The organism is Paenibacillus gorillae (assembly GCF_000513275.1).
GTDB classification, from domain to species: Bacteria; Bacillota; Bacilli; order Paenibacillales; family Paenibacillaceae; genus Pristimantibacillus; species Pristimantibacillus gorillae.
The window spans coordinates 47,843-61,188 of record NZ_CBVJ010000033.1 but is presented as its reverse complement, the minus strand read 5'-3'; the positions used below and the strand labels follow the sequence as shown (position 1 = coordinate 61,188).

The 13,346-nt window shown below is 47.4% G+C and carries 16 protein-coding genes; all 16 read left to right on the top strand.

Going from position 1 to position 13,346, the window contains the following annotated elements:
- The first annotated feature begins 284 nt into the window (after positions 1–284).
- The 16 genes from TY10_RS06455 to TY10_RS06390 all read left to right on the top strand — a co-directional run bounded on the left by TY10_RS06455 (position 285) and on the right by TY10_RS06390 (position 13,281).
- Positions 285–743, top strand: a complete 459-nt coding sequence (locus tag TY10_RS06455) for an NUDIX hydrolase (RefSeq protein WP_042161768.1) — start codon at positions 285–287, stop codon at positions 741–743.
- Positions 744–762: 19 nt separating this feature from the next.
- Positions 763–2,004: a hypothetical protein gene (locus TY10_RS28705; RefSeq protein WP_052350403.1), complete on the top strand. Its 1,242-nt coding sequence runs from the start codon at positions 763–765 to the stop codon at positions 2,002–2,004.
- A 48-nt stretch (positions 2,005–2,052) separates the two neighbouring features.
- Entirely contained in the window at positions 2,053–2,709 is a 657-nt protein-coding gene (locus TY10_RS06445) for an HAD family hydrolase (protein WP_042161766.1), read from the top strand.
- Between the two features lie 60 nt (positions 2,710–2,769).
- A complete protein-coding gene (locus tag TY10_RS06440; RefSeq protein ID WP_052350402.1) occupies positions 2,770–3,546 on the top strand; it encodes a ferritin-like domain-containing protein in 777 nt (258 codons plus the stop codon).
- Positions 3,500–3,991, top strand: coding sequence for a class I SAM-dependent methyltransferase (locus TY10_RS06435; protein ID WP_238327479.1), 492 nt, complete (start codon positions 3,500–3,502; stop codon positions 3,989–3,991). Before TY10_RS06440 ends, TY10_RS06435 begins: the two co-directional genes overlap by 47 nt.
- On the top strand, positions 3,921–4,205 hold the full coding sequence (locus tag TY10_RS31335; protein WP_238327478.1) for a hypothetical protein: 285 nt from the start codon (positions 3,921–3,923) through the stop codon (positions 4,203–4,205). Before TY10_RS06435 ends, TY10_RS31335 begins: the two co-directional genes overlap by 71 nt.
- A 15-nt stretch (positions 4,206–4,220) precedes the next feature.
- Positions 4,221–4,703 (top strand): RidA family protein, encoded by a 483-nt coding sequence (locus tag TY10_RS06430; RefSeq protein WP_042161764.1) that lies wholly within the window; start codon positions 4,221–4,223, stop codon positions 4,701–4,703.
- Entirely contained in the window at positions 4,700–5,545 is an 846-nt protein-coding gene (locus tag TY10_RS06425; RefSeq protein WP_042161762.1) for a GNAT family N-acetyltransferase, read from the top strand. Before TY10_RS06430 ends, TY10_RS06425 begins: the two co-directional genes overlap by 4 nt.
- A gap of 152 nt (positions 5,546–5,697) precedes the next feature.
- Positions 5,698–6,408 carry a glycoside hydrolase family 25 protein gene (locus TY10_RS06420; RefSeq protein WP_042161760.1) on the top strand — a complete coding sequence of 237 codons (711 nt, stop codon included), beginning with the start codon at positions 5,698–5,700 and terminating at the stop codon, positions 6,406–6,408.
- A gap of 26 nt (positions 6,409–6,434) precedes the next feature.
- The gene (locus TY10_RS06415) at positions 6,435–6,980 is read left to right on the top strand and encodes a GNAT family N-acetyltransferase (protein ID WP_042161758.1); all 546 of its coding nucleotides are present in this window, start codon (positions 6,435–6,437) and stop codon (positions 6,978–6,980) included.
- A 14-nt stretch (positions 6,981–6,994) separates the two neighbouring features.
- A complete protein-coding gene (locus TY10_RS06410; protein WP_081735141.1) occupies positions 6,995–7,561 on the top strand; it encodes a GNAT family N-acetyltransferase in 567 nt (188 codons plus the stop codon).
- Positions 7,562–7,726 carry a hypothetical protein gene (locus TY10_RS30300; RefSeq protein WP_155985733.1) on the top strand — a complete coding sequence of 55 codons (165 nt, stop codon included), beginning with the start codon at positions 7,562–7,564 and terminating at the stop codon, positions 7,724–7,726. It begins immediately after the preceding gene.
- Between the two features lie 60 nt (positions 7,727–7,786).
- The gene (locus TY10_RS06405; protein WP_337588336.1) at positions 7,787–8,035 is read left to right on the top strand and encodes a cold-inducible protein YdjO-related protein; all 249 of its coding nucleotides are present in this window, start codon (positions 7,787–7,789) and stop codon (positions 8,033–8,035) included.
- Between the two features lie 82 nt (positions 8,036–8,117).
- Positions 8,118–10,091, top strand: coding sequence for an ATP-dependent DNA helicase (locus TY10_RS06400; RefSeq protein WP_155985730.1), 1,974 nt, complete (start codon positions 8,118–8,120; stop codon positions 10,089–10,091).
- A 289-nt stretch (positions 10,092–10,380) separates the two neighbouring features.
- Positions 10,381–11,316: a tyrosine-type recombinase/integrase gene (locus TY10_RS06395; RefSeq protein WP_042161755.1), complete on the top strand. Its 936-nt coding sequence runs from the start codon at positions 10,381–10,383 to the stop codon at positions 11,314–11,316.
- 222 nt (positions 11,317–11,538) lie between these two features.
- Positions 11,539–13,281 (top strand): WG repeat-containing protein, encoded by a 1,743-nt coding sequence (locus tag TY10_RS06390; RefSeq protein ID WP_052350401.1) that lies wholly within the window; start codon positions 11,539–11,541, stop codon positions 13,279–13,281.
- Positions 13,282–13,346: the final 65 nt, after the last annotated feature.

Below are 13,346 nucleotides of genomic sequence, written 5' to 3'. Positions count from 1 at the left end.
GATTCAATCTATTATTCATCGTGAAGATGATGAGGTAATGGAATTAAGCACGGCAGACAGAACCAAAACGCGCAGCGACCCCCGGTTGTTTGTTATTCCCACCAAATTGGAATGTTGGTACAATGGAATATAAGAAAAATGGAAGATTTTTCACTCACGTTCTTTGCACTATACTGCCGATCCATTACCTCCACCGCGTAAAATGCGAAATTAATGGGCGATAACTTTCTCTTTTTATTCCTATTTTATAATTTACAATTAGTGTATAGACAGGGGGTTGTTCAATGGGGTATATCGAAGAACTTCGGGCGTTAGTCGGCAATCAGCCGCTTATATTGGTTCGGCCGAGCGCTGCTATTGTCAATCAAAGCGGTCAAATTCTGCTTGTTCAACATAATGATCATACATGGGGCATTCCCGGCGGCTTGATGGAATTGGGCGAATCCACTGAGGAGTGCTTGCGGCGCGAATTGAAGGAAGAGTTGCAAATCACTCTAAAGCAGCTTCGGCTGGTTGGGGTTTATTCAGGAGAAGCGCTTTACACTCGACTAAAGAACGGACATGAATACTACAACGTCGTCATTGCCTATCTTTGCACGGAGTATGAAGGTGAGCTCCGTCCAGACGGCATTGAAATATTGGATGCTGCATTTTTCTCGTTGGATCATCTGCCTGAGCAACTTAAACCTTTTATCAGGGAGAAGCTTCTGCAGTTAGGTCCAGCTTTATTAAAGCAAAAGTAAATCGGATAGGGGAATGCGAATGGATAGTGAATCGCTATGGCGATTTGTCGAAATATCAAAGTATCGAATGGCTAAACACTACTTGCCTAAGCTTCAGATTAGCATTGCATCACTAAATCGCGAGCAATTATGGAGTAAAGAGTCTGAACATTCAAACAGCATTGGCGGCATTGTACATCATCTGCTGGAGCATGTGGAGCGGAGTAAAGCCCGGATACTTGATCCAGATATCCAATTTCATAGTGGAATTGAACGGTATTTTCCGAATGAAGAACTCGAGCCGTCAATTCTTATTTCCAAAGTGGAAGCTGCTTTTACCGCTTGGGAGCAAGCTGTGTATGATGCGGATGACGAATGTTTGGACATGTTCGGCCTCTATCATCTTATTGAGCATTTCAGCTATCATCTCGGCCAAATTGTGGATCGGGCGCAGCGACTCAATGGAACTCTGTTTCAATTTGTTCAAAATGGCCTAAACGAGAAGAATCTATTGCAGTTGGTCGATCAGGGGATGGGGTTGGCACCACCAGATATACAAGCAGAGGCTCCGCTTAATAAGCGGCGAACCCTTGTGTACCTGTATAAAGAGGGAGACTCGGTGATATCCACCGGTATCAGCTTTCAAGATTTTCTCGATGGTGTTGGTGCCATCCCTAATCTGCTCGTATTGAATCCGTTTGAGGAAGTAGCAGGTGCTCAATATCATTCGTCACTTGGACTGTATTATCTGGCCGGTGAGGAAATGAAACAGATTGATCCCTGCATGTTCGGTGACTTCGTATGGATAGATGTTGAGGATTTAGACGATTTAGATAAACTCTCAGATCGGGAAAAGGCGGAGCTTCTGTATTTGGGGCACTACTTAAAGCCGATGAATAGTCCGTATAGCTCAACTCTTCGTAACCGTTACGCCTATACAAGTCACGACGATGACTGGTACAGCAGGGTGTATATGAAAAACACCGCTGATTATCTTGGAGTCATTCAACAGCTGTTTGAAAGCCATATCTATTCGTTAGCCCAAGTATTAATGCCGTTAACTATCGCAGAAGCTCTGCTTCATTACGCAAATAACGGAGTCGCATTTGACTTTGAACGCTTGAAGCTGACGGCAGACGGATTTGAGATTCCGCTGTATACAGAGCTTTCTTTTCAATTAACCGATGGTATGGATCATTTAATTAATCATTTCGATCGTATTGCAGAGTCATCTGTACAGAGGATGCTATGCAAGAAAAATCAGACTTGGGAAATTATTTAATCTATCTAATATTTAATCTAGTTAATTATATATTCAGGGGGTAACCACATGATAAAAGCAGTCATTTTCGATTTGGACAACACATTGCTGGACCGGACGATAACCTTTGGAAGCTTTACGGATTCATTGGTTCGAACCTACTTCAGTCATTTGGAAAATACGCAGTTTATTCGTAACCGGATTATCGAACTGGATGAAGACGGCTATAAAAACAAAAACGAGCTGTTTGCCGAGCTGCTGGAAGAGCTGCCCTGGTCGACGAAGCCGACAAAAGCAGAGCTCTTGTCGTTCTACAGCGAGGAATACGTCAAATGCGCAGTATTGATGGAGCAAGCGTTAGAGGTACTTCAGCATGCTCGTTCCAAGTATTTAACGGGGTTAATTACAAATGGGCGAACGATGATTCAATACGGCAAAATCGATCAAGTAGCGATCCGTGATGCATTCGATCTCATCCTCGTATCCGAGGAGGCCGGGTGTAAAAAGCCGGACCCGACGATTTTTCAAATGGCGCTGGATCGCTTGCAGGTGCAGGCTGATGAATGTCTGTTTATTGGCGATCATCCCGTCAATGATGTGGAAGGAGCAGCGAAGTCCGGCATGCATACCGTCTGGTTGAAGGTCAATCAGCCATGGCGGGAAGACTTGCAGGCGAAGCCGCTGCATGAAATTGATAAGCTTAGCGAATTGCTGGAATTGATCTAACGTGAAGTAATGGCCTATAAATATCTAGATCATCAACCATGCTTTAAGGAGAATGCGATAATGGAAGTTCAATTTGCAAAATGGCGGGCGTATTTTCTGTACAATCAGGATCATTTGCAGCGGATAGATTGGGGCGACGAGTATCGGCTTACCGCCAGCGAGCGAAAAGCGGTTACAAGATCGATTCAGCAGTTTCAACTGGGCGAAAACTCGGAAGGCAAGCATCTGATCAGCAATGCGAAGGCATACATTGATAAAACGAAGGACGAAGCCTACTTCGGGGCTATCGTTGAATTTATTCGGGAGGAGCAGCGCCATGCGAGAGATTTGGCTAAGTTTATGCGCCTGCAGCAAATTCCGATCATTCGCGAGCACTGGGTAGATGGCGTTTTTCGCAAGCTGCGGAAGTTCGCCGGGCTGGAACAATCCATTATCGTTCTCATTACAGCGGAAATTATTGCGAAAATTTACTATAAAGCGCTGCGCGACAGTACAAGCTCTACAATGCTCATTCAGCTTTGCGATCAAATATTGCTGGACGAAGACAAGCATGTCCAGTTTCAGTCTGAAACGTTACATAAGCTTTCCTACAAGCGTAATCCGTTCATCAACAGCTGCTACAGAGGGATGCACCGGTTTCTGCTGGAAGGGACGCTGGCTGTTGTCTGGAGACAGCATCGATCGGTGTTTAAAGCAGGCGGGTACCGGCTGGGCAGCTTTTATCGGGAATGCCGAAAAGAATTCACATTATCCAATGCGATCATCGCTGGTGAGGGGAGCTTCTTCGACTATGAACCGATTTCTGCAAGCCCGTCAGAAAGAAATGGCTTATCATGAGCAATTTTACGCGGCAACAGAACTGTTCGAGCCGGGCAATTGGATGTCTCGTCCCGTTCCGATCGTAATGGAGCAGCTGCAGCAATTCGAGCATGAAGCGGTTCAGGTGCTGGATCTTGGCTGCGGGGTTGGAAGAAACAGCATTCCGATCGCCGAGCAGATACAGGCCAGTGGTGGACAAGTAACCTGTGTCGAACTGCTGCCGATGGCAGTGGAACGTTTAATTGCTAATGCCGAGCAATATGGAGTAACCGATACGATTGTACCGTTTGCGCAGGATGCAGAATTTTTCCCTATTGAAAGGAACCTCTACGATTATATCGTTGCCTGCTGCTGTCTGGAGCATCTTAGCTCGGAAGCGGAGGTTTTCAAGTATGGTTCTCCGTATGCAAGAGGGGACGAAGCATGGTGGTATTCACTGCATTCAAATGAGCACGAGCGTTGAAGAAATCGAGACAGAGTCAGGCGTGATCCATGAAGGTCTGATTGAATTGAATTTAAGTACGAGTCATGCCTTTGAGCTGTTGGAGCAGCTTTATGCCGGCTGGGAAATGATTGATAGACAGTGGAGCGAGCGAAGGGTGAATGAAACGAAAGACGGGAAGAGCATTATTTTCAAAGGAAATCTACTGACCTGGGCAGTACGGAAATTGGGCTAAAATCATTAAAGGAGAATGACAATGTCAATTGAGAATAGATTGCAGCAATTAAATATTGTTTTGCCAGATGCAAGTGATCCCGCAGCTAAATACGTGAATTACGTCTATTTAAACGGACTGTTATTCGTTTCTGGCAAAGGGCCTTCCGGCAACCCAAGAGGCAAGCTGGGGCTTGACTATACGACGGAGCAGGGCTATCAATTTGCAAGACTTGCCGGTATCGAAGTGCTGGCGGTACTTAAAACCGCATTAGGGTCTTTGGATAAAGTGAAGCGTGCGGTAAAAATCCAAGGCTTCGTCAATGCGACTGCAGACTATGAGGAGCATCATAAGGTGCTGAATGGTTATTCCGATTTGCTGATAGACGTTTTCGGAGAAAAGGGCAAGCACGCAAGATCGGTGCTAGGCGCCGTATCGGTTAGAGACAATTTGCCGATCATTGTTGATTCCATCTTTGAAGTGGAAATGGACAACGACGGGAACGGAGTGGAGCAATGAGCATGCTGCTGCCAGCCCAAGAGCTGACTTCCGACATGGAAAGGGCGGAAATTCATTACATGGTGGACCGCATGCTGGCGATCCAAGAGCGGGAAGGCAATCCCGAGGGTATTGAGATCGCCGAGTTTGGCGGTGCCGTCTGCTTCTATAGCAGGACGATGCCATGGCCAACCTTTAATACGGTTAAAGGATTCCGTTCTGCCGATGCAGATTATATACCCGACATCATCGCTTTTTTTAAGTCGCGGGACCGCCAGCCGCAAATTGAGGTGCTTCCCTCGCTTGTTGATGGAGTTGCGCTCGGAGCGCTGTCTGGACAGGGTTTCTACGCTTCCTCATTTCATGTGACGATGTATATGGGATTGAATGAATATCTGTTCGCTGACGACGAAACAGAAGAGGAGCACAGTGACGTAAATCCCATGAAAATCGTCATTGAAGAGCTTCAGGGTGATGAGTTTGATACATACGCAACTATTCATTGTCGGGCAACAGGGTTGCCCGATGCAGGTATACCTCCGGTGGCTAGCAACAACAGGGTGCTGTATAACCGGCCAGGCTGGGTGTTTTTACTGGCACGGGTGAACGGCACTCCTGCCGCGACTGCCGTCATGTATATGAAGGATGGAATCGCTTCGTTGACATTTGCCGCCACGTTGCCTGAATATCGCAATCTAGGCTTGCAGCGGCAGTTAATTGATAAACGATTCGAAATCGCAAGAGCGAATGACTGCAAGCTCGTTGTCAGCCAATGCGCGTATTTATCCCAAAGCCATCGGAACATGGAACGAAGCGGAATGCGAATCGGCTACATCCGCTCTGCATGGACGGAACAAAAATAATATCTAGTCCTTTCTTTACCAACGAACAAATGTGCGCTATTATGGATAAATATACCACTATTGGAGTCGGGAAAGATGGGCAGGGCGATCCGATTGGAACGGGACTGGTCTGATTCCGTCTAATTATTCGATTCTATCGATAAGGAGAGGCCATGAAGCATAGAAGGCGAATAACAGAAGCCGTAATAATCCTCGGTATGATGATTATTGCGGCTTTTTTAGAATTTAAAGGCTATATTTGGCATAATAGTCTCTTCGCTTCAAGATATGAAGTGAAGGGAATTGATGTGGCCAGATATCAGGGCGATATTGACTGGACGAAGCTGCAAGGTACGGGAAGGTTCCAATTTGCGTACATCAAGGCGACGGAAGGCCGGGATTGGACCGATCCTTATTTTACGGATAATTGGATAGAAGCGAAAGCTAATGGTCTCTTGACCGGCGCCTATCATTTTTTCACGACACAAAGCACAGGTGAACAGCAGGCGGATCATTTTATCGCAACGGTTCCGACTGATGACGATATGCTTCCTCCAGTTATTGATATTGAAATTGCGCTCAATAAGGATGTCTCCCATATCAGGCAGGAGTTAACCGATTTAAGCAGCAAGCTGGAGCGCCACTACGGCCAGCGCCCCATGCTGTATGTTACTTATGCTACATACAAGACGTACATTGCTGGAAGCTTCGAAGATTATCGGATTTGGATTCGGGATATCGTCAAGCATCCCAACTTAAAGCAGGACCGGCAATGGGAGTTCTGGCAATATAGCAATCGGGGCCGGGCAGACGGAATTGATGCTTATGTCGATCTGAATGTTTATAATGGAAATCAGGAGCAATTCGATACGGCTTATCGATAATAATAATCCAAACAGAAGGTGACATCATGAATGGGAATACCAGTCCGATCGAGGTTCGGCCAGCCGTTATTTCCGACGGCGAGACGATTTTATCGCTGTGGCAGACTGCAGCTAGATGGCTGCAAGCGAAAGGAATCGCGCAATGGGCGCCGGAATATTTCAATATCGGACAAATCAAGGAATGGATGGATAGCGGCGCGGATATTTTTATCGCCAGCATGAATGGGGAAGCGGTAGGCACTTTGCTCATCTGCTGGACCGACCCTAGTGTATGGGAAGAGTTGAACAGCGAGGATGCCGGCTATATTCACCGATTTGCGGTGAGCCGGACGCATACCAACGCCGGAATTGGCCGTTATTTGCTGGCTTGGGCAGAACGGGAGATTAAAGCACGGGGCAAAAAGATGGTCCGTCTGGATTGTATGGCCGATAATACGGCGTTAAATAACTATTATCAAAGCAATGGATATGTTCAAGTTGGCACGAGACATTGGTCCAATGGATGGCGTGCGAATTTGTACGAGAAAGCGATAACGAGTGGCAATGAAGTGCAAGCAATTTCATTTACATAAAGCGAGGTGCTAGCGTGACTCATTTTCCCATACTAGAAACCGACCGGCTGCTGCTGCATCAATTGACGCTGGATGATGCCGATGCTCTGTATCGTTATTTTTCACTAGACGAGGTTACCCGGTATTATGATCTTGAGAGCTTTACAGAACAGAGCCAAGCGGTCGCTTTAATTGAGACTTGGAACAGCAGTTATGAGCTTGGACTGGGCATACGCTGGGGGATTACGTTAAAGGATACTTCCGAGACGATTGGTACGATCGGTTATCATAGCTGGGAGAAGGAGCATTTCAAATCCGAAATCGGATATGAGCTGTCACCGTCACATTGGCGGAAAGGGTATATGTCGGAAGCGATTGCGGCGATTTTACCGTACGGCTTTGAGATTATGGGGCTGAACCGGATTGAAGCGATGATTGATCCTGCTAATGACGATTCCAGGCGATTGCTGGAGAAGGCAGGCCTGACGGAAGAGGGTTTATTGAGAGATTATTATTTGGAAAAAAGCCAATTTGTCGATGCTGTCATATTCTCGCTGTTAAAAAGGGAATACCGCATTAGACTTGGCGAGGGGACTGTGTAGATGGGAATTGTTATTGTCATCCTTCTCGTCATTATTATCGTAATCCTATTGCGTATTAACAGTAAATTGCCAAAAGCGGATAGGCCTGATCCCGTCAAGGAAGCGATGGAACGAGACCGGTTAAGACGGCTGCGGGAAGAGGAACCGGCCAGGCAGCAAGTTTGATAGATAAGACCTTTGACTTAGTCCGTATGAAAATGATATATTTATCGAGATTTGTTTTTTATGCGGTTAATGAAAGGGATGCGACAACATTTGGCTACAAGCGAAGACATAACGAAACAGAAATTATTGCCAACGAAAATTTTGAAATGTAAAAACCCGGAGTGCAAAGCATGGGTACGCGATGAATTTGCATCGTCGGAGCAAAGCTGTCCGATCTGCAAAGGGCCGATGGCAAGAAGCATGAAACATTTGCCTGCTGTGCAGAACAAACCGAAAAGACAGCCGCGCAAACCAAAATCGGATTTTTAACATTGTAAAGTAAATAGGGGATCTGGTGAAACGGCTGCATGCTTACATGCGGTCGTTTGCAACTAATGGGGGATACAGAATCGTGAATCAATATCCGTTTTCGTTCGACCCAAAGGAGCCTTTCATTCAGCAAGCAAGCGATTGGATCGCGGATGTGTTTTATGAAAAGCTGCCTGAAGCGGGCTTTGAAGTAAGGGACGAGCAGATTTTCATGGCGTTCCAGCTGGAGCGTGCCTATGCGGAAAAGCAGACGATTTTTGCCGAGGCCGGCGTAGGTACGGGCAAAACGCTTGCTTATTTGCTCTATGCCATCACTTACGCCCGCTATACAAGAAAGCCTGCCGTTATCGCTTGCGCGGACGAATCGCTGATCGAGCAGCTTGTGAAGCCGGAAGGCGATATTGCTAAGTTGGCTCGGCATTTGGATTTGATTGTCGACGCCCGGCTGGGCAAGTCGGCCGATCAATATTTGTGCCTGAACAAGCTCGATGACGCTAGAGGCGCATTCGAAGACGAGATCTATGACGATATTTTCCGGGAATTGCCGAGCTTCGTCCATAAGCCGGAAACGATGCAGATTTTCCACCCTTACGGAAACCGGACGGATTATCCGGAGCTGGATGACGAGCAATGGGGCAAAGTCGGCTGGGACGTCTTCCAGGATTGTCTCGTCTGCGACCGCCGCCACCGCTGCGGACAAACGTTATCGCGTGACCATTACCGGAAATCGGCCGATATCATTATTTGCTCGCATGATTTCTATATGGAGCATGTATGGACTTATGAAGCCAGAAAGCGTGAAGGGCAGCTGCCGCTTCTTCCTGAGCACAGCTCGGTCGTATTCGACGAAGGCCATTTGCTGGAGACAGCAGCGCAGCAGGCGCTTACGTACAAGCTGAATCATAGCGTATTCGAATCGATTATTACCCGTCTGCTGCAGGACGAAATTCGCGAGTCGCTGGCCGTCGCCATCGAAGAAGCGATTTCGCAAAGCGAGCATTTATTCCGGATGCTCGGTAAGCATAGTGTGAGTGTACAAGCTTCGAATCGCAAGGAAATTCAGTGGAACGAGTCGCTAACGCGGGAAGTTAACCGGCTTCAATCCATCATCGATTCCATTGAAGAGGAGCTTGTCTTTGAAAGCGGCTTGTTCACAATCGATGAGTATCAGCTCAAAATCGTCGAGGAGCATTTGGAGATGATCCAATTTGCGCTCAACCTGTACAAGAGGGAAGAGAAGCCGATCAGCTGGGTATCGGAGGATAAGGAAGGTATCTCCTTGGTCATTATGCCGAAATGGGTGAAAGAAGTGCTGAAGGAGCAGGTATTTTCCCGTAAAATGCCGATCGTCTTTTCCTCCGCAACGCTTTCCGTCGATGGGTCTTTCGATTATATGAAAGCAAGCCTCGGCATCCAGGAGGCGCTGCAGTTCACCGTTCCTTCTCCATATGATTACGAGAACCGGATGCAGATTTTTGCGCCGGAGTTGGGGGAATCCATATCGGACGCTGCGAAGCTAAGTCAAGCTTGCAAGCTGATCGAGCAATCGGGCGGAAGAACGCTGCTGCTGTTCCCTTCCATGGAGGAATTGGGACAATTCCGTAAAGCGATGGCTATTCAGCCAGTCGGTGAGAAGTATCGCTTCCTGTACGAGGGCTCGGCGGAGATCAGTCACTTGATCGCGCAGTTCCAACAGGAAGAGGAGAGCGTGCTTTGCGCGGTCACGCTGTGGGAGGGGCTTGATATTCCCGGTCCTTCACTGTCGCAAGTCATTATATGGTCGCTGCCGTTCCCTCCGAAAGATCCGGTATTCGAGGCGCGCCGCGCCGATTCCGATAAGCCTTTCGAGACGGTGGACATGCCGTATATGCTGTTAAGGCTGCGGCAAGGGATTGGCCGGCTCATCCGGACTTCGGACGACAGCGGACGGATCGTGATTTTCGGCGATGAGCTGAATGCTGACGAAGTTAGAAAGCAAGTAGTCCGCGTTTTGCCAAAAGGCGTGGTGCTGCAATCTTTAACGGGGTTAAATATAGAAACGACGAAGCTCGCATAATGCGGGCTTCATTTTTTTTGAAAGGAATATTGAAAAAAAGAATGGGCGGCAGTCATCGGAATGATGGACTGTCCTTTTTTGCGTGGAAGGACACTTCATAATAACAGGAGGTTGCTGCTATTGGATTGCTGGTATTTTATTAGCTTTAGGTGACTGAAAATGGTTCGAAAAAAATTGCGCGAAATACATATTTCGCGCAATTTGAATTGTGAGCTGCTTTTTTGATACGATAATAGGGCATAACGCATTAAATTTAGCTTAATTTTTTACATAATCTGGAGGGATTCCGTTGGCAATACAAAAGCATGAGTTGACAGACAGCTATGGCATGGAGTTAGAGCTATTTCTGATCTGGATGAAAAATAGAGGCATGACCAAAGCGACACAGAAAGCTTACTGGCAGGATGCGCAAAGCTTCCTGAGCTCGGTGCATCCGGCTGCCATCTCGCAGCTTGGAAAAATGGATGTGATGCGTTATTTGGCATCGGCCAGAGAGAAGGGAGCGGGGGATGAAGCGCGTAATCGAAAGCTTTCCTCGCTTCGGGCTTTTTTCAAGGCGTTGATCGAGATGGAGGCAGGCACGGCGAACCCGGCGGCATTAGTCGCAAAATCTAAGCAAGAAAAGCACCGGATACCGGTCTACTTGGAGGAACAGGAGCTGGAGGAGCTGCTCCAGACGATACAAGGCAAATATTACGCCCGCAATCTGGCTATCGTACTGTTGATGGCGTATGCAGGCCTCCGGGTCGGGGAGATTCACCGGATGAACATCCCGGATTTGCGGCCAGACGGCGTCATTCACATTCTTGGGAAAGGCCGCAAATGGCGTGTCATTCCGCTCCCAGAGCCGCTTCATCGGGTGCTGCGCAAAGCACTGGAAGAGAGAATTGATTCGCGGCAGGGCAAGGAACAGCCGTTTTTCGTATCGCAGTTTGGAAGACGGTTATCAATACGCATGATCCAGACGGTGGCCGACCAGACGATCGCACTGCTCAAGGAAGAGCGGCCTTCGCTTGCTGACAAACGGATTTCCAGCCATAAGCTGCGCCATTCCTTCGCAACGATGCAAATTCGCAGCGGGACGGATATACGGACACTGCAGGAGCTGCTCGGACACGCGAGCATCGAGACGACACAAATTTATACCCACATCGACAATAAGCAGCTGCAAACAGCTATGGGCAATATATCCAGTAAAATTCCAAGCGGGTTACTCGGTGATTGATAGGTAACATAAATATAGTTATGTAAATTAACTTGGATTGAGCAAACATAATTTTATTTATGTAAACCAATTCGATTATTAATAACATAACAAGAATTATGTTAACTAAGTTCCATCGGAGATACATAACATTTATTATGTAAACCAACAATTAGTCATAATTCGCAATTCCGTGCATACGATTATTTAGTTGCGTCGAAATGACGGAGAGGGGTGCTTGGAATGGCTGTGAATCGCTTTTTCAGTGTCCGGTCACGAGTGTTATACCCGATCACGGTAAAAACGACGGCTGGCACGAAATGGGGGTACATGAACAGCAACGGAACGGTTGCAATCCGGCCGCAATACGAATATGCGAACCCTTTTCAACTGATCGGTTACGCCGTCGTTCAGCTAAACGGGAAGCAAGGCTTAATCGACAGCTCGGGGGCGTATGTGGCTCAACCGGTCTATGACTATATCGGAGGTTTCTCAGAGGGCCGTGTACCTGTCATTAAAGGGAATAATTATCGGTTGATGAATGAATCAGGGGAGCTTGTTGGCGAGCAAAGCTTTACTTATATGGCGGGGATGCATGATGGACGTGCAGTGGTTAGTGCATCTCAAGAAGGCGGAGACAGTAAATACGGCTATATCGACAGGCAGGGCGCGGTTGCGATACCGCTTCAATATGAGGATGCCGGCGATTTCTCTCATGGCCGAGCGCTCGTTAAGGTGAAAGATCATGAATTTGCTCTCATATTGCCAAACGGAGTGAAGCTGGCCACCTACAATTATGCCTTTGTTGGGCAGCCCGGTGACGGCTACTTGCCATTTCGGCAAACGGAGAACGGGAAAACCGGCTACATCAATGAATTAGGTGCAATCGTCATTCCGCCTCGCTACGCGATGGCGCTTCCGTTCGAAGCTGGCCGTGCGATAATCAATATGTCGGAGGGCGTCGACAATCAATACGGTGTCATCGACCGGCAAGGGAATACAGTGATCAAGCCTATCTATAACGATATTTTGCAGCTTGGCAATGAGCGGTTCGCGGTTGGAAAGGCAAGAAATACGGAGCAGCCGTATCTCGGCTCCAACTATGCGCTGTTTGATAACGCTGGCAAGCAGCTAACCGATTTTATTTTCACAGAGATTGATTCCTACAAGCATGGCGTAGCGTCGGCATCGGACGGTAAAACGACTTTCTTTATTGATGGAAGCGGGAAAGCTGCGCCGGATTTTCCTGTTTTTAATGGAAGCGGCAATCTTGTATTAATGGATGATGGGATCATACAGGTCAACATCGATCAGCGTACGCTGTATGCCCTACGCAATGGGAGAATCGTTTGGCAGCCGCCAACGGCAATTCCGCTCCGTACACCATATCGGGTGAAGGAAGAGAAATATAAGCCGAACCGCGATTATCTCGTTTACTATCCTGTATTGGAGGGGATGGGGGATGAGGCGGCAGAGAAGCGCGTCAACAAGAAGCTTCGCGAGCTGTCGCAGGTGAAGCCTATCGATCCGGAGGCCCAACTGGATTATTCGTATACCGGAGATTTTGACATTGCATGGTTCCACAAAAATTTGCTTGTGCTTGAGTTGACCGGATACAATTATCCATTTGGCGCCGCGCATGGCATGCCAAGTCAAATCTACTCTCATATCAATGTTACAAACGGCCAGTTTTACGAGTTGAAGGACCTGTTTAAGCCGGGCAGTGATTATGTCAAAACCTTAAGCCGCATAGTTGGAGAACAGATTAAAAATGATCCGCAATATGATTATGTGTTTCCCGGTTCGTATAAGGGGATTAAGCCGGATCAGCCTTTTTATGTAACGGAGAATGCGCTGAAGCTCTATTTTCAACCCTATGATATTGCGCCTTATGCTGCTGGCTTTCCGACCTTCACCATTCCGTATTCACAAATTGAATTGCTGATTAATAAGCAGGGTGATTTTTGGCGGTCTTTTCACGGATAGAGACAGTTCATAGTTGAAAGCTGAATAACGACCCTTCCATTCCTTATGATGGCGGGTCGTTTTGC

Coding starts and splice junctions, on each gene's coding strand:
- TY10_RS06390 (WP_052350401.1), top strand. CDS start 11,539: ATGGCTGTGAATCGCTTTTTCAGTGTCCGGTCACGAGTGTTATACCCG.
- TY10_RS06415 (WP_042161758.1), top strand. CDS start 6,435: ATGAATGGGAATACCAGTCCGATCGAGGTTCGGCCAGCCGTTATTTCC.
- TY10_RS30300 (WP_155985733.1), top strand. CDS start 7,562: ATGGGAATTGTTATTGTCATCCTTCTCGTCATTATTATCGTAATCCTA.
- TY10_RS06430 (WP_042161764.1), top strand. CDS start 4,221: ATGACAATGTCAATTGAGAATAGATTGCAGCAATTAAATATTGTTTTG.
- TY10_RS31335 (WP_238327478.1), top strand. CDS start 3,921: ATGGTTCTCCGTATGCAAGAGGGGACGAAGCATGGTGGTATTCACTGC.
- TY10_RS06420 (WP_042161760.1), top strand. CDS start 5,698: ATGAAGCATAGAAGGCGAATAACAGAAGCCGTAATAATCCTCGGTATG.
- TY10_RS06425 (WP_042161762.1), top strand. CDS start 4,700: ATGAGCATGCTGCTGCCAGCCCAAGAGCTGACTTCCGACATGGAAAGG.
- TY10_RS06445 (WP_042161766.1), top strand. CDS start 2,053: ATGATAAAAGCAGTCATTTTCGATTTGGACAACACATTGCTGGACCGG.
- TY10_RS06435 (WP_238327479.1), top strand. CDS start 3,500: ATGAACCGATTTCTGCAAGCCCGTCAGAAAGAAATGGCTTATCATGAG.
- TY10_RS28705 (WP_052350403.1), top strand. CDS start 763: ATGGATAGTGAATCGCTATGGCGATTTGTCGAAATATCAAAGTATCGA.
- TY10_RS06440 (WP_052350402.1), top strand. CDS start 2,770: ATGGAAGTTCAATTTGCAAAATGGCGGGCGTATTTTCTGTACAATCAG.
- TY10_RS06455 (WP_042161768.1), top strand. CDS start 285: ATGGGGTATATCGAAGAACTTCGGGCGTTAGTCGGCAATCAGCCGCTT.
- TY10_RS06405 (WP_337588336.1), top strand. CDS start 7,787: ATGCGGTTAATGAAAGGGATGCGACAACATTTGGCTACAAGCGAAGAC.